Below are 16107 nucleotides of genomic sequence, written 5' to 3' on the forward strand. Positions count from 1 at the left end.
GACGGGAGGCGTCACCGCTTGATGTTGGTGGTTTCCTGCAGCATCTCGTCGACGGTCTGGATCACCTTGGCGTTCGACGAATAGGCCCGCTGCGTCTGGATCATCTGGGTGAGTTCGTGGGCGACATCCGTCGTCGACTCCTCGCGCGCGAAACCCTCGATCGTGCCCACCGGGCCGTCGCCGGCGTTCCACAGGAAGAAGGCGCCGCTTTCCTGCGTCGCGCTGTAGACCTGCCCCGCCATCGCCGACAGCCCGTTGGGGTTGGGCACGTCGACGACCGGGATCATCGCCAGCTTGCGGATGACGCCGGTGCTGTAGACCGCGTTGAGGATACCCTGCGAATCGATCTCGATCCCCGCCAGCGATCCGACGGGTGCGCCGTCCTTGCTGATCTCGACGGGGCGGAAGCGGTCGCCCAGCTGGGTCGTGCCGCCCGGCTCGCCCGGCATGCCGATCTGGATCGACATCGCCTGCGCATCGGCGCCGCGCATCACGTTCACGCCGATAGCGCCGGTTGCCGGGTCGTAGGCCGCGGGCGCGGTGTCGAAGGGCGGGGTCGAGGTGACGCTCAGGATCCGCCCGCCATCGGCCGAGGCGCCGCTGAAGACGATCCGGTGCGCGCCGACCACCACGTCGCCGGCGCCGGGATCGCGGATCTCGATGTCCCAGGTGTTGGTCGCGGGATCGCCCGCGGCGGGCACGACCGGGGTGAAGCGCACGCTCAGCCGCTCGGACGAACCGAGGTTGGTGTAGTATTCCACCGACATGTCCTGCTCATCGCCCGAGGCGCCGGCGACGGTGCCGGTCGACGGCAGGTTCACCGTCAGCGAAATGCGCGAGGTGGGCTCGTGGTCGGACTGGGTGGTCAGCACCTGGATCGGCCGCAGCCCGCCGGAAGTGTCGCGCGGAAAGGTCGGGATCGACCCGTCCGAGCCCAGCGGCACGCCCATCAGCACCATGCCCATCTCGTTGCGCAGGATGCCGGTGGTATCGGGCCGGAACGAGCCGGTGGTCATCATGTACATCGGCAGCGGGCCGCCGTTGGCCACCGCCGCCTCGGTCGTCACCGGCAGGAAGCCGCGGCCCTTGATCGCCAGATCCGTCGGATTGTTCGACGAAATCAGCGTGCCGCCCTCGTCGATCAGCCGCATCGTGCTGGCGCGCACGCCCCCCGCCGCATACCTGCCCGCGCCGGTGTCGCCCAGGACCATCGAATGGAACGAGGTCTGAACCCGCTTGTAGCCGGCGGTGGCCGAGTTGGAGATGTTGTCGGATATCGCCGCCAGCCGCGTGGCGTTGGCATTCAACCCGGTCACTCCGGCGTTGAGCGAGGACGAAATGGTCATACTTGCACCTTTCTGAAGCAATCGGACGAGCCGGCGCGAAAGATGCAGCATGCAGTGTTAAGGCCGACCTAACGGCGGCGGGGCGATATCATCCCGCCAGATGCGCGCCCAAGGCCTCGATCGCCAGCGCATAGCTGCGCGGCCCGAAACCGCAGATCATGCCCAGCGCGACCGGCGCGATATGGGAATGGTGGCGGAACGGCTCGCGCGCGTGGATGTTCGACAAATGCACCTCGACCACCGGCAGGCCGATTGCCGTGATCGCATCGCGCAGCGCGACCGAGGTGTGCGTGTAGGCGCCCGCGTTCAGCACCACGCCGGCATGACGCTCGCGCGCCTCGTGCAGGGCGTCGACCAGCGCGCCTTCGTGGTTCGACTGGCGAAAATCAATGGACAGGCCCAGCCGCGCGCCGGTTTCCTCGCACAGGGTGCGCACATCCGCCAGCGTCGCGGCGCCGTAGACCGCCGGCTCGCGGGTGCCCAGAAGGTTCAGGTTCGGGCCGTTCAGCACCAGGATCGAGGTCATGCCGTGCTCCATCGCGGGGGTCCGACATCGCGGTCCGGGCAGGTCTTGTCAAGCACCGCTTGCCGGCCTTGCCAGCGCGCGCCACAACCGCGCCGGACCCGCCACCCTCAGAACAGGACCGACGGCAGCCAGGTCACCAGCGCGGGGAACATGAACAGCAGCGCCATCGCCACGATCTGCAACGCCACGTAGGGCACGGCCCCGCGATAGATCATCATCGTCGAGACCGAGTTCGGCGCCACCCCGCGCAGATAGAAGAGCGAGAACCCGAAGGGCGGTGTCAGGAACGAGGTCTGCAGGTTCACCCCGATCATCACCCCCATCCAGACCGGATCGACACCCAGCAGCAGCAGCGTCGGCGCGGTGATCGGCAGGACGATGAAGATGATCTCGAACGTGTCGAGGATGAAGCCGAGGATGAACATGATGAACATCACGGTGATCATCGCGCCCATCGCGCCGCCGGGCATGGCGGTCAGGAATTCGCGCACCAGGTTGTCGCCGCCCATCTGCCGGAAGACGATGGCAAAGACCGAGGCGCCGAAGAGGATGATGAAGACCATCGAGGTGATGACCGCGGTGCGCCGGGCCACCTCGACCACGACGCCAAGGCTGAGCCGCCAGCGCGCCGCGGCCAGGATCGTCGCCCCCACCGCGCCGACCGAGGCGGCCTCGGTCGGGGTAGCGAAGCCGCCCAGGATCGAGCCCAGCACCGCGAAGATCAGCAGAAGCGGCGGGAAGAACGCGACCAGCACCTCTTTCCAGAGGCCCCGCTTCTCGTCCGCCGGGACGGGCGTGGCGGGGCAGCTTTCGGGATCGAGGATCGCCTTGCCGATGATGTAGAGCAGATAGAGGCCGACCAGCAGGAAGCCGGGGATCAGCGCCCCGGCGAACAGGTCGCCCACCGACACGGTCTGCGGCGCGAAGTTGCCAAGCGACATCTGCACCTGGCTGTGCATGCCTGAGATCATGTCGCCCATGAAGATCAGCACCGTCGACGGAGGGATGATCTGCCCCAGCGTGCCGGACGCACAGATCGTGCCGCAGGCCAGTTTCGGATCGTACCCCGCCCGCAACATCGCCGGCAGCGAGATCAGCCCCATCGTCACCACCGTCGCCCCGACCACCCCGGTCGAGGCCGCCAGCAGCGCGCCCACCAGGATGACCGAGATCCCCAGCCCCCCGCGCAGGTTGCCGAAAAGCTTGCCCATCGTCGACAGCAACTGCTCGGCGATCTTCGAGCGTTCCAGCATCACGCCCATGAAGATGAACAGCGGCACCGCGACCAGCACCTCGTTGATCATGTAGCCGGTGTAGCGGCCCGCCAGCGCCCGCAGGTTCGACATGTCGAAGACGCCGAACTGCAGCCCGAGGAGGGCGAAGAGGATCGAGGTGCCTGCCAGCGTGAAGGCCACCGGGAAGCCCAGCATCAGAAAGCCGATCACGCCGAAGAACATCAGCGCGGCGAGGATCTCGCCTAGAAGAACGGGGTCCATGCCGTGCTACTCCAGATCGTACTTGTATCGGTAATCGTCGGGCACCAGGTCCTCGCGGTCGGCGATCAGCAGGATCGACCGGATCGCCATCGCCACGCCCTGCAGGCCGATGACCGCCGCCAGGACCAGGATGAAGGTCTTCAGCACGAACAGCCCCGACGCACCGCCCGGGTTGGCCGACGCTTCGAAGAGGCTCCAGGACCGATGGACAAAGGTGAAGCTGTAGCTCCACACCACCCAGGCGAAGGGCAGCAGGAACACCAGCACCCCGATCAGGTCCAGCCAGGCCTTGGTGCGGGTGCTGGCCGGGCGGTAGAAGATGTCCACGCGCACGTGATCGTTGCGATAAAGCGCGTAGCCCGCCACGGCGGTGAACATCGCGCCGTTCATCCAGGGGTAAAGGTCCTGCATCCACAGGCGTGTGGTGCCCGCGACGTAGCGCTCGACCACCACCCAGAAACACGTCAGGACGATACCCACCGCCAGCCACATGAAGATGTTGCCGATCAGCCGATTGATCAGATTGATCAACTGCATCAGGTAGGACAGCAGGATCACGTTCTTTCCCCAACCCTTCGGTCACGCCGCCGGTCCGTCCCGGCGATCGGCCCGCGGACACGCCGTCCCGCGCGCGTCGCCGCGGCGGGCCGTCTCAAGGCGCCTCGCCCCCGGTCGGACCGGGGACGAGGCAGGTTGCCGAAATCAGCCAAGATCGTCGAGGTCGAAGAACCGTTCGCGCGCATCGAGGAAGGTCTTGTCGGTCCCCTCGGTCCGGGCGCGCAGGATGTTCAGCGACTCCACGAAGCTTTCCGCGGTGCGCTTGGTCAGCGGGTCGTTGCTGTCCAGGATCTCGGTCAGCAGTTCCTTCGCCGCATCGGCCCCGGCTTCCAGGATGCTGTCGGGGAAGGCCGAGTGCGCGGTCACGCCATGCTCGTTGACCAGCGTCGCCAGGGCGCGCGGGTCGTTGGCGTAGAAGTCCGACGCGACCTGGTCGTATTCGGCCTGGCAGACATCCTCGATGATGCGCTGCAGGTTCGACGGCAGCGCCTCGAACTTGGCCTTGTCGACGACCAGTTCGGTCGCCAGTCCCGGCTCGATGAAGGACGAGGTGTAGTAGTGCTTGCGCACCTGGTGGAAGCCCAGCGCCAGGTCGTTGTAGGGCCCGACGAACTCGGCCGCGTCCAGCGTGCCGGTCTGCAGCGCGGCAAAGATCTCGCCCGCCGCGAGGTTGGTCACCGACGCCCCCATCTTCTGCCAGACCTGGCCGCCCAGGCCCGGCGTGCGGAAGCGCATGCCCTGCACGTCGTCGATGCCGGTCAGTTCGTTCGAGAACCAGCCGCCGGCCTGCGTGCCGGTATCGCCGGACAGGAAGCCCTTGACCCCGAACTGGTCGTAGATCTCGTCCCAGATTTCCTGGCCGCCCATGTAGCGCACCCAGGCCGCCAGCTCGCGCGAGGTCATGCCGTAGGGCACCCCGGTGAAGAACGACAGGCCGACCGACTTGTTCTGCCAGTAATAGGCCGCGCCGTGGCTCATCTCGGCCGAGCCGTCGATGACCGCGTCAAGCGATTGCAGCGCCGGCACCATCTCGCCGGCGGTGAAGACCTGGATGGTCAGCTGCCCGTCGGTCGCGGCGGTGATCCGCTCCGCAAGCCGCTGGGCACCCACGCCCAGACCGGGAAAGTTGCGTGGCCAGGTGGTGACCATGCGCCAGGTCGTGTTGCCCTGCGCGATGGCCGGTGCGGCCAGGGTGCCGGTCGCTGCCGCAGCGGTCCCGACAGCCGAAGTCCGAAGAAAAGAGCGGCGATCCATGTATTCCCTCCCAAGAAACTTTTTTCCACAGTGCCCCGCGGGGCAGTGCGCGTGACCTTATAACCGCAGTTCTGCCGCTCTGAAAACGCTTTTCTGCCGGAAAGGTAAGTGCGGAAGATGACTTTCGCGCCAGCGTCGGACCCAATGTTCACCGGGGGTTGCGCAGGTTCAGCCAGTTCGCTCCGAAGATGATCGCGGCGCCGAGGAAGACCCAGGGGTCCAGCGCCTCGGCGTAAAGCCAGACGCCGACCAGCGCGATGATCGGCAGTCGCGCAAACTCCATCGGCGCCACGATCGAGGCCGGCGCCAGCCCCAGCGCCGAGGTCAGCGCGTAATGCGCGCTGAGCCCGGTCAGCCCGACGACGAAGAGCCACGGCACCAGCGCCGCCGAGGGCCAGGTGAAGCCGCCCAGGAACGACAGCGCCAGCCCGAAGAAGGTCTGCAGCAGCGTCATCCAGAACAGCACGCAGAGCACGTTGTCATGGCGCATCAGCATCTTGGTCAGCATCAGGTTCATGCCGAAGCCCAGCGCCGCCAGAAGCCCGGCCAGATGCCCCGCGCCGACCGGCTGCACCCCCGGCTGCGCCACCACCAGCACGCCGATGAACCCCACGCCCGCCAGTCCCGCCTTGCGCCAGGTCAGCCGCTCGCCCAGCACCAGCGGCGCCAGCAGCACCACCCACAGCGGCATGGTGAATTCCAGCGCCACTAGCTGCGACAGCGGGATCGCCATGATCCCGTAGAACCACAGGTTCTGCCCGGCGAAGTGAAAGACGTTGCGCGCCAGATGCAGCCCCGGCTGCGCGGTGCGCACCTGCGCCAGGCCCGGCCGGCTGAGCGTGACCAGCGTGGCGATGACCGCAAACCCGATCATGGACCGCCAGAACATCAGCTGGAACGAGGTCAGTTCCGCCTGCACCGCCCGTCCGCCGACCGCCATCAGCGTGAAGGACGCGATCGCGCCCAGCATCCACACCGCCGCCTTGACCGGCTGCGCCGGCGCCTCGGCCCGTTCGACCGCCGCCGCCGCCCCGCGCCCCATCCCCGGTGTGATCCGTGCCATCCGCCGCCCCCTTGCGCGCGGTCATCACCCAATTCGGGGCCGGGGGCAATGGCGGCCCCTCGGCCTCGCGGGCGTCCTTTCCGACGTCGGGTCTGCCAGACGCCTCGGCGGCGACGACCTACCCGCGTGGCAGCCCCGGGGCGAAAAGCGACGCCCGCCCGGCCGTGCGACCTACCAGATGCGGTATGCGCCGGCACGCCAAACACAAAACGCCCCGAAAATCGCGCGAAAGTCCGCGCCGCGAAAACGTCGATTCTTTTCATTATCGGGCGAAAAACGTTTCTTACTCTCGAAATATCGCCGAATTTCGGAAACGAGCGACAGTTTTTCCGGCCGAGGACGCTGTTGCTCACGCGTGAGCATCTTCCCGCCCCATGGCGGCGCGGCCGCGGCGCGCTCAGATCGTCGACGACGTCCCCGGGGCGCACGAAGACCCACTCCCCCGAAACCGCCATTGCACCCCCTCCGCAAAGCACGGTATCAGGGAAGGGCGGTATCGACAGCGGCTTTCCGGTATCGCTCTCGCCCCGCGGGGTCCATCCTGCGGGCCTTGGATTCACCGCGCCGACAGGCTGCGACGACGGGGGGCTTTCCCATGGATGACGCCATCAACCGCAACGACCTGAGCCACGTGATCGCGGCCGACCGCGCCCATGTCTGGCATCAGTTGAGCCAGCACAAGCAGTACGAGAAGATCGACCCCCGCGTCATCGTCGAGGGCAAGGGCCTGCGTGTCTGGGACGCCACGGGGCGCGAGACGCTGGATGCCGTCTCGGGCGGGGTCTGGACGGTCAACGTCGGCTACGGGCGCGAATCGATCGCCAATGCGGTGCGCGACCAGCTTCTGAAGATCAACTTCTTCGCCGCCGCCGCCGGATCGGTGCCCGGCGCGCTCTTTGCCGAGGCGCTGATCGAGAAGATGCCGGGGATGAGCCGCGTCTACTATTCCAACTCGGGATCGGAGGCGAACGAGAAGGCCTACAAGATGGTCCGCCAGATCGCCCACCGCCGCCACGGCGGCAAGAAGTGGAAGATCCTCTACCGCGACCGCGACTACCACGGCACCACCATCGCCGCGCTCGCCTCCGGCGGGCAGGAGGAACGCAAGGCGCAGTACGGCCCCTTCCCGCCGGGCTTCGTCGAGGTGCCGCATTGCCTCGAATACCGCAGCCAGTGGGGCGCGGTGTCGGACTACGGCCTGCGCGCGGCGAACGCCATCGAGGAGGTGATCGAACGCGAGGGCCCCGACACGGTCGGCGCTATCATCCTGGAGCCGATCACCGCCGGCGGCGGCGTCATCATCCCGCCCGAGGGCTACTGGCCCCGCGTGCAGGAGATCTGCCGCAAGCACGACATCCTGCTGATCATCGACGAGGTGGTCTGCGGACTGGGCCGCACCGGCACCTGGTTCGGCTACCAGAACTACGACATCAAGCCCGACATCGTGACCATGGCCAAGGGCGTCGCCTCGGGCTACGCGGCGATTTCCTGCACGGTCACGACCGAGCGCGTTTTTGAGATGTTCAAGGACGACGCCGAGGACCCCATGAGCTACTTCCGCGACATCTCGACCTTCGGCGGCTGCACCGCCGGCCCGGCCGCGGCGCTGGAGAACATGCGCATCATCGAGGCGGAGGGGCTGCTGGAGAACACGCTCACGATGGGTGCGCGGCTGATGGACAACCTGCGCGCGCTGATGGAAAAGCACGAGGTCATCGGCGACGTCCGTGGCATGGGGCTTTTCTGCGGCGCCGAACTGGTCGCGGACCGGGCGACGAAGGAACCGCTGCCCGAAAAGCAGGTCGCCGCCGTCGTCGCCGCGACCATGGCCCGCGGCGTGCAGATCGGCATGACCAACCGCTCGGTGCCGGGGCTGAACAACACGCTGACCCTCAGCCCCGCGCTGATCGTCACCGCGGCCGAGATCGACCGCATCACCGACGCCATCGACGGCGCGCTGAGCGACGTGATCGGCGCCTGACCCGCACACCGCACGCCCGCGCATCCCCCGGCAGTGACCGGGGGTGACCGGCCAACGGAAGTTCTCCCGCCCCTCGTCAAGCTGCACGCTACGCGTGCAACCTTCCTCGCGTTGGGCCGGGCGCCGCACGCTTCGCGCGCGGCGAAAAGAGGCCCCGCCGCCTGGGGCGTGCACCCCCCAACGCCCCATACCTTTCCTGTCCGAAAGTATCCCGGGGGGTGAATTGGCGCAGCCAAGAGGGGGGCAGCGCGACCCTTCACCGCCCCGGTCACAGCCCGGAATCCGCGGACTCAGGCGTTACCAGATCCCTGCCCCACCGTTCGGAACTGCCATACGCTTGCCATACGCTTGCCAGCCCCTTGCCATACACCCGCCAGCACCTTGCTTGCGGGCCGAAATCGCCCCTCCGCCGGTCTGGAAAACCCCGCGACAGGTGGTCGTCCGCGCGCCCCTTTCGCGCGGCCTCACCGGATCGCGCGCCGCGCCGTCCGCGCGATCAGCAGCAGATCGAGGCAGAGGTTCCGCCGCCGCTGGTAGATCAGGTCCAGCCGCGCCTTGCGGGGAATACAGGCCCGGCAATAGATCGCGTCGGTCTCCTGCCGCGTCCGCGCGCGCGCCAGCAGGCGCTCCTCGTGGCGGTGAAACTGCAGCGTCGCCAGCCCGCTGATCCCGGGGCGCGAGCGCAGGACACGGGCGTAAAGCTGCGGGAATCGCTCGACATATTCCCGCAGGGGCGGGCGCGGGCCGATGAAGCTCATGTCGCCCGCCAGCACGTTCCAGAGCTGCGGCAACTCGTCCAGGCGCATCCGCCGCAGCACCCGCCCCGTCCGCGTGATCCGCCCCGCCTTGTCACCGCCCGAGACCCCCGAGTCGCCGGAATCGGGGCGCATGGTGCGGAACTTCCACAGCGTGAACGGCCGACCCGGCGCGCGCATCCGCTCGGACGCATAGAAAACCGGCCGCCCATCCAGACAAAGCACCAGAAGCGCGATCACCGCCATGACCGGCACCGCCGGCACCAGCAGCACCAGCGCCAGCAAAAGGTCGAGCGCCCGCTTGCCGAACGTCATGCCACCGCCCACCGGCCGCGATGCACCCCGCGCGCAAGCCGCCTCATCCCGCCTCCGTGCAGGCCCGCCACTGCGCCACCATCTCGGCCGCGGTGCTTTCCCGGGGCGCGAAATGCACCACGCGGCACAGCGCCCGGCAGTCGAGCGTCAGGCGCTCCACCGCATCCGGCGGCGCCTTCTGCCAGTGCCAGGCAAAGCCCGTCGCGCGGGCCAGTTCGACCATCGCCATCGGTGCCGGCGCCGCGACATTCAGCACCGGGGGCAGGTCGGGCAACTCCGCCAATGTCTCGATCACCCGCGTCAACGACATCGGCCCGATATAGGACCGCACCGGCCCGCCGCCGTTGGGAAAGCGGTCGATCGCCAGCGGTCCCGGCGCGTTCAGCAACAGCGCGTCCGCGCCGGCGACATTGCCGATGCGCATGCAGCAGACCGAAAGCCCGCGTTGCCGCCATTCGCTCGCCGCCGCCTCCATCGCCCGTTTCGCCGCGCCGTAGGCCGAGGGCGCAACCGCCGGCGCCTCGTCCTCGCGCCAGGGCGCGGCGCGACCCAGGCCATAAACAGCGGCCGAGGAGGCCAGCAGGACCCTCCCGATCCCGGCTTCGTCCGCAGCCTGCAGGCAGGCCGCCGCCAGCCGCCCGTTGAGCGTCATCGACGCGTCGTCTCCGGAGGAGGGTGTGACCCCGGCAAACATCACCATGGCGCGGGGCGTCCCGGCGGAACGGACATAGGCGCGCAGGGCCGCCGCGCCCTCGTCCAGCGGTGACCAGCGCATGAAGGGCAGTGCCGCGCGCAACCGCGCAGCGCGGGTCTGCAGGCAGACCGGTGCGCCGGCCGCCGCCCAGTGCGACGACAGAAGTCGCCCGACCCGTCCGCTCGCCCCGATGACAAGCAACTCGGGTGTGGTTGCGGAATCACTCCTCGGCATTGCGCGGCAAACCTTTTCCCCCAACCCATTCATGCCACAACCGAGGGTGGTCGGCCAGCATTCAGATTATCGTTGACCGATCGGTCGGCCTATGTAACCTTGCCGCGATCGCAAGGGTGGGCAGGCTCGGCAACTGGGGTGGACATGGCGCAAACCGGAACGATCCTGACCGCGCTTTCGGATGGCGTCTGGAAGCTCACGCTCAACCGGCCCGACCGGATGAACGCCTTCGTCGCGGACATGCATCTGGAATTGCGCGCCGCACTGGATCGGGCGCGGACCGACGACGCGGTGCGCGCGGTCCTGATCACCGGCGCCGGCAGGGGCTTCTGCGCCGGGCAGGATCTGGGCGAACGCGACCCGCACAAGGGGCGGGCTGACCTGGGCCAGACCATCGGGCAGTTCTACAACCCGCTGATCCGCCAGATCCGCGCGCTCGACAAACCCGTCGTCTGCGCCGTCAACGGTGTCGCCGCCGGCGCCGGCGCCAGCATCGCGCTGGCCTGCGACATCGTGCTCGCCGCCGAATCGGCCCGCTTCATTCAGGCTTTCTCGAAGCTCGGCCTTGTGCCCGATGCCGGCGGCAGCTGGTCGCTTGCCCGACTGCTCGGCGAGGCGCGCGCCAAGGCGCTGGCGCTGACCGCCGAGCCGGTCTCGGCCACGCAGGCCGCCGACTGGGGCCTGATCTGGAAAGCGCTGCCCGATGCGCAACTGATGCCCGAGGCCGAGGCGCTGGCCGCGCGCCTCGCCGCCGGTCCGACCCTGGGGCTGGGCCTGACCAAGCGCGCGATCCAGGCGGCCAGCATCAACCCGCTCGACACCCAGCTCGAGCTTGAGCTGGAGTTCCAGCGCCGCGCCGGCCAGTCGGACGACTACGCCGAGGGCGTCGCGGCCTTCCTCGACAAGCGCGCGCCGCAGTTCAAGGGACGCTGAGCATGACGCCCGAGGGTCTCGCCCGCGCCAGTGCCGACGCGATGTGGCAGGGCGATCTGGCCTCGCAATCTCTGGGCATGGCGATCGATGACATCGGACCGGGTCGCGCCACGCTGTCGATGACCGTGCGCGACGAGATGACCAATGGCCACAAGACCTGCCACGGCGGCTTCATCTTCACGCTGGCCGACAGCGCCTTCGCCTTCGCCTGCAACAGCTACAACCAGCGCACGGTGGCGCAGATGGCGGCGATCACCTTCCTCGCCCCCGCCTTCGCCGGCGACCGGCTGACCGCCACCGCGCACGAGGTCGCCCGCGCGGGCCGCAGCGGCATCTACGACATCCGCGTCACCAACCAGGACGGCCAGCAGATCGCCGAGTTCCGCGGCCATTCGCGCACGGTGAAGGGCACGCATCTGCCCGTCGATCCCGGTAACACCCCATCCGAGTGAGGAGACATATGGAAGACCTCGCCCCCCGCCCCGGCGACCTTGAGCCGATCGAGACCGCCTCGCGCGACGAGATCGCGGCGCTTCAGCTTGAGCGCCTGCAATGGTCGCTGCGCCATGCCTACGAGAACTCGCCCTTCTACCGCCGGCGCTTTGACGATCAGGGCGTGCACCCCGACGACCTGACAAACCTCGCCGACCTTGCGAAGTTTCCCTTCACGCAGAAGACCGACCTGCGCGACACCTATCCCTTCGGCATGTTCGCCGTCCCGCGCGAGAAGATCGCGCGCATCCACGCATCCTCGGGCACCACCGGCAAGCCCACGGTCGTCGGCTATACCGCCAGGGATATCGATACCTGGGCCAGCCTGGTCGCGCGGTCGATCCGCGCCAGCGGCGGGCGGGCCGGCGACATCATCCATGTCGCTTACGGCTACGGGCTTTTCACCGGGGGCCTCGGCGCACATTACGGGGCCGAGAAGCTGGGCTGCACGGTCATCCCCATCTCGGGCGGGATGACGGAACGGCAGGTCACGCTGATCACCGATTTCAGGCCGCGGATCATCATGGTGACGCCGTCGTACATGCTGTCGATCCTCGACGAGTTTCATCGTCAGGGGATCGACCCGCGCGAAAGCTCGCTCGCCGTCGGGATCTTCGGGGCCGAACCCTGGACCAACGCCATGCGCGCCGAGATCGAGGAGGCCTTCGACATGCACGCGGTCGACATCTACGGCCTTTCCGAGGTGATGGGCCCCGGCGTCGCCAACGAATGCGTCGAGACCAAGGACGGGCTGCACATCTGGGAGGATCACTTCTACCCCGAGGTCATCGACCCAGAGACCGGCGCGCCGGTCGCCGACGGGCAGATGGGCGAGCTGGTCTTCACCACGCTCACCAAGGAAGGGCTGCCGATCATCCGCTACCGCACCCGCGACCTGACGCGCCTGTTGCCCGGTACGGCGCGATCGATGCGGCGCATGGAAAAGATCACCGGGCGGTCGGACGACATGATCATCCTGCGCGGCGTCAACGTCTTTCCCACGCAGATCGAGGAGCAGATCCTGAAATGCGCGGGCCTCGCCCCGCATTTCCAGATCGAACTGACGCGCGAGGGGCGGATGGACGCGATGTGCGTGCATACCGAGGCGACCGCCGCCGCCGCCTCGGACGACGCGCGCAAGGCCTCGGCGAAGGAACTCGCCCACCACATCAAGAGCGTGATAGGCATCTCGGCCCGGGTCAACGTCCACGAACCCGGCGGCGCGCCGCGTTCCGAAGGCAAGGCGCGGCGCGTCGTCGACACCCGCCCGAAGGCAGAGTGACCTTCATCTGTCCGCAAATATCCCGGGGGTGAGCCCGCAGGGCGAGGGGGCAGCGCCCCCTTCCCGCCGAAGGAGGCGACCGCCATGGCCCGCACCCGCGCCGCCGATTTCGAGGAGAAGCAACGCGCCATCCTCGGCAGCGCCGCTCAGGTGCTGGCCGAGCAGGGCATGGACAAGGCCTCGATGGCGCAGATCGCGGCGCGGGCGCAGGTCTCTAAAGCGCTGCTCTACCACTACTACCCGGGCAAGGCTGCGCTGATCTTCGACATCATCCGCTCGCATCTGGAAGAGCTGGAAGACGCCGTCGCCCGCGCCGACCGGTGCGACCTGCCGCCGCGCGACCGACTGCGGCTTCTGGTCCGCGCAACTCTCGCCGCCTACCGGGACGCCGACGACAAGCACAAGGTCCAGTTGAACGGCACGCCCACCCTGCCCGAGGCCGCGCGCGCCGAGATCCACGCGATCGAGCGCCGCATCGTGCGTCGCTTCGCCGAGGTTCTGCGCGCCGTGCGCCCCGACCTGGCCGGCGGGACGCCGCTGCTGCTGCCGGTGACGATGTCGCTCTTCGGCATGATGAACTGGGTCTACATGTGGTTCCGCGAGGGCGGGCCGATCACCCGCGCCGGATACGCCGATCTTGCGACCGACCTGATCCTGTCGGGCATCGACGGGTTGGAAAGCGGGTCGGACTACGGAGACTCATCTTGACCGGACGATTGCCAGCCTGCCCCCGTGGCCCTCAACCGGCCGCGCGTCCAAATTTGGACGTTTTTCCAACATCTTGATATGTAATCGGAAAAGCACCCCCGTTAACCACAACGAAAGCTTTGGCCCAAGCCCCGCCAGAGGCCAATATGAAGCCCGCGTCGGCAGCACAGGAACGCTGAAAACCGGCAACACGGTGTCCCGCCGCAGCCGTAACGCGCCGGGCCGAAAGGTCGAGCGGTTGCCGGAAGTTCTCCCGCCCCTCGTCAGGCTGTGCCTGCGGCACAACCTTCCTCGCGTTGGGCCAGGCGCCGCGCGCTATGCGCGCGGCGCGGGGCCTTGCCGCATCGGTCGGCGCAGCATCCATGCGCCCAGAAGCGCGCAAGCAGTTGGGATCGGACAGCAGTGCGGCCGTCCCGGCGGTTCGGAGGGAAAAAAGACGCCGCATCAGACGAACCGCACACCAGATATGGTATGCGCTATCTCCCCAGCCACAAAACGCCCCGAAAAGCGTGCAAAAGTCGAAAGTGCGAAATCGTCGTTCGATTCCGCTTTTGGGGAATTTTCCGTTTGAATTTTTCACCGAACGGACATTTGGTGCAATTAGCGAACGATTTTCAGGCGCGAGGGGCGCGTTGTGCGCGCGCGCACGCCCCGGGCCCGGCGCGCGCCGGGTCGGACTGATCCTTTCGGACGCGTCGGCGGCGGCGCCGGGCCCCCTTCCAGCGGAACGATCAGGCGAAGGGGGCGGGACCCCGCCTCAGCCCGGCGACCGTTCGCCCTCGGCGCGGGCATCGGAAAGCTCCTGCCCCGGCGCCAGGACCTCGGGGTCGAGGCGCAGCTCAATCAACGCCGGCAGCCCGGAGGCCAGCGCCCTCTCGAAGGCGGCGGGAAAATCCTCGGTCCGCGCGACGCATTCGCCGTGCCCGCCATAGGCCCGGACGAGGGCGGCGAAGTCGGGATTGAACAGGTCGGTCCCGCTGACCCGGCCGGGATAGGTGCGCTCCTGATGCATGCGGATCGTCCCGTAGCGGCCGTTGTTGCAGACCAGCGTGACGAAGGCCGCGCCGTATTGCCGGGCAGTCGACAGCTCGTTCATCGTCATCTGGAAATCGCCGTCCCCGGCAAGGCAGACGACCGGGCGGTCGGGATGCTCGAGCTTGGCCGACACCGCCGCCGGAACACCGTAGCCCATCGAACCGGAGGTCGGCGCCAGATGCCCGGGAAAGGCCCGCGCGCGGAAGTAGCGGTGCAGCCAGGCGGCGAAGTTTCCCGCGCCATTGGTGACGATCGCGTTGTCGGGCAGGCAGTCGGACAGATAGGCGATCACCTGCTCCAGCTTCAGCGCGCCGGGGGTTTCGCGCGGCTTGATCCAGTCGCAATAGTCGGCGCGCGCGGCCTTCGTCCAGTCCGCCCAGTCCGGATGCGCCGGGGCCTCGCGCCGCGCCAGCCGGGCGATCACATTCCCCGCCGGCGCCACCAGCGCCAGATCCGGGCGAAAGACAGTGCCGGGCTCGTCGGGGTCCGGGTGGACATGGAGGAGCGTCTTGCCCGGCGCCGCCGGATCAACGCGCGCGTAATGGCCCGAGGCGATGTCGCCGAAGCGTGATCCCAGGATCAGCAGGCAGTCGGCGTCGCGCATCCGCTGCGCCAGCGCCGGGTTCGGGCTGGCGCCCAGATCACCCGCGTAATGCAGGTGGCGGTTGTCCATCCGGTCCTGCCGGCGGAAGGTCGCGGTGACCGGCAGATCGAAATTCTCGGCAAAGCGCGCAAGGTCCTGCGCCGTCCGCGTCGACCAGACCGATCCGCCGGCCACGACAAGCGGGCGTTCCGCCCGGCACAGCATCTCGACCAGCGCGTCGATCTGCGCGCCGCAGACCGAGGGCGGGGTGGGCGCGACCGGGGGCAGGTCGGGCACGTCGACCCGCGCCTCGAGCATGTTCTCGGGCAATGCCAGCACGACGGGGCCGGGGCGGCCGGAAAGCGCCAGATGAAAGGCGCGGCTGACATATTCGGGGATGCGGTCGGTCTGGTCGATCTCGCCGGCCCATTTGGCGATCGGCGTGAAGAACGCGCGGTAGTCGACTTCCTGGAACGCCTCGCGGTCGCGGTGGCGGTTGTCGATCTGCCCAACGAACATGATCAGCGGCGTCGAGTCCTGCTTGGCGATATGGATCCCCGCCGAGCCATTGGTCGCCCCGGGCCCGCGCGTGACGAAAACCACGCCGGGCCGGCCGGTCAGCTTGGCATGCGCCTCGGCCATCATCGTGGCACCGCCCTCGTGCCGGCAGACGATGTTCTCGATGCCGCTGTCGTGCAGCCCGTCGAGGGCGGCGAGAAAGCTTTCGCCGGGCACCGAGAAGACGCGGCGCACCCCCTGTGCCTTCAGCTGATCGACAAGTATCTGCCCGCCGTGACGCATGTTCTTCCTCCACTTTCTGTCGGGCGGACGCTGGCCCATCCTGTGCGCGGA

14 protein-coding genes are annotated in these 16107 nt (G+C 68.2%); 5 read left to right on the plus strand and 9 right to left on the minus strand.

Annotation, left to right across the window (positions count from 1 at the left end; translation table 11 throughout):
• Window positions 1-11: 11 nt before the first annotated feature.
• From IM708_RS08980 to IM708_RS09005, 6 genes are all read right to left on the minus strand, one after another.
• The gene (locus tag IM708_RS08980; RefSeq protein ID WP_209426180.1) at window positions 12-1346 is read right to left on the minus strand and encodes a flagellar hook-basal body complex protein; all 1335 of its coding nucleotides are present in this window, start codon (window positions 1344-1346) and stop codon (window positions 12-14) included.
• A gap of 88 nt (window positions 1347-1434) precedes the next feature.
• Window positions 1435-1872, minus strand: coding sequence for a type II 3-dehydroquinate dehydratase (aroQ, locus tag IM708_RS08985; protein ID WP_209426181.1), 438 nt, complete (start codon window positions 1870-1872; stop codon window positions 1435-1437).
• 107 nt (window positions 1873-1979) lie between these two features.
• Window positions 1980-3368 (minus strand): TRAP transporter large permease subunit, encoded by a 1389-nt coding sequence (locus IM708_RS08990; RefSeq protein WP_209426182.1) that lies wholly within the window; start codon window positions 3366-3368, stop codon window positions 1980-1982.
• 6 nt (window positions 3369-3374) lie between these two features.
• Window positions 3375-3926 carry a TRAP transporter small permease subunit gene (locus tag IM708_RS08995; RefSeq protein ID WP_209426183.1) on the minus strand — a complete coding sequence of 184 codons (552 nt, stop codon included), beginning with the start codon at window positions 3924-3926 and terminating at the stop codon, window positions 3375-3377.
• Between the two features lie 144 nt (window positions 3927-4070).
• Window positions 4071-5180 (minus strand): TRAP transporter substrate-binding protein, encoded by a 1110-nt coding sequence (locus IM708_RS09000; protein WP_209426184.1) that lies wholly within the window; start codon window positions 5178-5180, stop codon window positions 4071-4073.
• Between the two features lie 148 nt (window positions 5181-5328).
• Complete coding sequence (locus IM708_RS09005) at window positions 5329-6243, minus strand: DMT family transporter (RefSeq protein WP_245243090.1); 915 nt, start codon at window positions 6241-6243, stop codon at window positions 5329-5331.
• A 595-nt stretch (window positions 6244-6838) separates the two neighbouring features.
• Here IM708_RS09005 and IM708_RS09010 point away from each other — a divergent pair.
• Window positions 6839-8224, plus strand: a complete 1386-nt coding sequence (locus IM708_RS09010) for an aminotransferase class III-fold pyridoxal phosphate-dependent enzyme (protein ID WP_209426185.1) — start codon at window positions 6839-6841, stop codon at window positions 8222-8224.
• A gap of 464 nt (window positions 8225-8688) precedes the next feature.
• Here the strand turns inward: IM708_RS09010 and IM708_RS09015 are convergent, their stop codons facing one another.
• Together IM708_RS09015 and IM708_RS09020 are read right to left on the minus strand one after the other, a co-directional pair.
• Window positions 8689-9294, minus strand: a complete 606-nt coding sequence (locus IM708_RS09015; protein WP_209426186.1) for a sugar transferase — start codon at window positions 9292-9294, stop codon at window positions 8689-8691.
• A gap of 43 nt (window positions 9295-9337) precedes the next feature.
• The gene (locus tag IM708_RS09020) at window positions 9338-10222 is read right to left on the minus strand and encodes an NAD(P)-dependent oxidoreductase (protein WP_209426187.1); all 885 of its coding nucleotides are present in this window, start codon (window positions 10220-10222) and stop codon (window positions 9338-9340) included.
• Between the two features lie 144 nt (window positions 10223-10366).
• Here IM708_RS09020 and paaG point away from each other — a divergent pair, with 144 nt between their 5' ends.
• The 4 genes from paaG to IM708_RS09040 all read left to right on the plus strand — a co-directional run bounded on the left by paaG (window position 10367) and on the right by IM708_RS09040 (window position 13637).
• On the plus strand, window positions 10367-11155 hold the full coding sequence (paaG, locus tag IM708_RS09025; RefSeq protein ID WP_209426188.1) for a 2-(1,2-epoxy-1,2-dihydrophenyl)acetyl-CoA isomerase PaaG: 789 nt from the start codon (window positions 10367-10369) through the stop codon (window positions 11153-11155).
• 2 nt (window positions 11156-11157) lie between these two features.
• Window positions 11158-11607: a hydroxyphenylacetyl-CoA thioesterase PaaI gene (paaI, locus tag IM708_RS09030; RefSeq protein WP_209426189.1), complete on the plus strand. Its 450-nt coding sequence runs from the start codon at window positions 11158-11160 to the stop codon at window positions 11605-11607.
• 8 nt (window positions 11608-11615) lie between these two features.
• Window positions 11616-12929 carry a phenylacetate--CoA ligase PaaK gene (gene paaK / locus IM708_RS09035; protein WP_209426190.1) on the plus strand — a complete coding sequence of 438 codons (1314 nt, stop codon included), beginning with the start codon at window positions 11616-11618 and terminating at the stop codon, window positions 12927-12929.
• 84 nt (window positions 12930-13013) lie between these two features.
• On the plus strand, window positions 13014-13637 hold the full coding sequence (locus IM708_RS09040) for a TetR family transcriptional regulator (RefSeq protein WP_209426191.1): 624 nt from the start codon (window positions 13014-13016) through the stop codon (window positions 13635-13637).
• A 757-nt stretch (window positions 13638-14394) separates the two neighbouring features.
• Here IM708_RS09040 and IM708_RS09045 read toward each other — a convergent pair.
• Window positions 14395-16056 carry a thiamine pyrophosphate-binding protein gene (locus IM708_RS09045; RefSeq protein WP_209426192.1) on the minus strand — a complete coding sequence of 554 codons (1662 nt, stop codon included), beginning with the start codon at window positions 16054-16056 and terminating at the stop codon, window positions 14395-14397.
• Window positions 16057-16107 lie beyond the last annotated feature (51 nt).

It is taken from the genome of Pararhodobacter sp. SW119 (genome assembly GCF_017811755.1).
Taxonomy (GTDB): Bacteria; Pseudomonadota; Alphaproteobacteria; order Rhodobacterales; family Rhodobacteraceae; genus Pararhodobacter.

Excerpts from the sequence above, each read along its gene's own strand:
- aroQ (WP_209426181.1), bottom strand. The coding sequence starts at position 1,872 with ATGACCTCGATCCTGGTGCTGAACGGCCCGAACCTGAACCTTCTGGGC.
- paaK (WP_209426190.1), top strand. The coding sequence starts at position 11,616 with ATGGAAGACCTCGCCCCCCGCCCCGGCGACCTTGAGCCGATCGAGACC.
- paaI (WP_209426189.1), top strand. The coding sequence starts at position 11,158 with ATGACGCCCGAGGGTCTCGCCCGCGCCAGTGCCGACGCGATGTGGCAG.
- IM708_RS09010 (WP_209426185.1), top strand. The coding sequence starts at position 6,839 with ATGGATGACGCCATCAACCGCAACGACCTGAGCCACGTGATCGCGGCC.
- IM708_RS09000 (WP_209426184.1), bottom strand. The coding sequence starts at position 5,180 with ATGGATCGCCGCTCTTTTCTTCGGACTTCGGCTGTCGGGACCGCTGCG.
- IM708_RS08980 (WP_209426180.1), bottom strand. The coding sequence starts at position 1,346 with ATGACCATTTCGTCCTCGCTCAACGCCGGAGTGACCGGGTTGAATGCC.
- paaG (WP_209426188.1), top strand. The coding sequence starts at position 10,367 with ATGGCGCAAACCGGAACGATCCTGACCGCGCTTTCGGATGGCGTCTGG.
- IM708_RS09015 (WP_209426186.1), bottom strand. The coding sequence starts at position 9,294 with ATGACGTTCGGCAAGCGGGCGCTCGACCTTTTGCTGGCGCTGGTGCTG.
- IM708_RS09020 (WP_209426187.1), bottom strand. The coding sequence starts at position 10,222 with ATGCCGAGGAGTGATTCCGCAACCACACCCGAGTTGCTTGTCATCGGG.
- IM708_RS09045 (WP_209426192.1), bottom strand. The coding sequence starts at position 16,056 with ATGCGTCACGGCGGGCAGATACTTGTCGATCAGCTGAAGGCACAGGGG.
- IM708_RS08990 (WP_209426182.1), bottom strand. The coding sequence starts at position 3,368 with ATGGACCCCGTTCTTCTAGGCGAGATCCTCGCCGCGCTGATGTTCTTC.
- IM708_RS09040 (WP_209426191.1), top strand. The coding sequence starts at position 13,014 with ATGGCCCGCACCCGCGCCGCCGATTTCGAGGAGAAGCAACGCGCCATC.
- IM708_RS09005 (WP_245243090.1), bottom strand. The coding sequence starts at position 6,243 with ATGGCACGGATCACACCGGGGATGGGGCGCGGGGCGGCGGCGGCGGTC.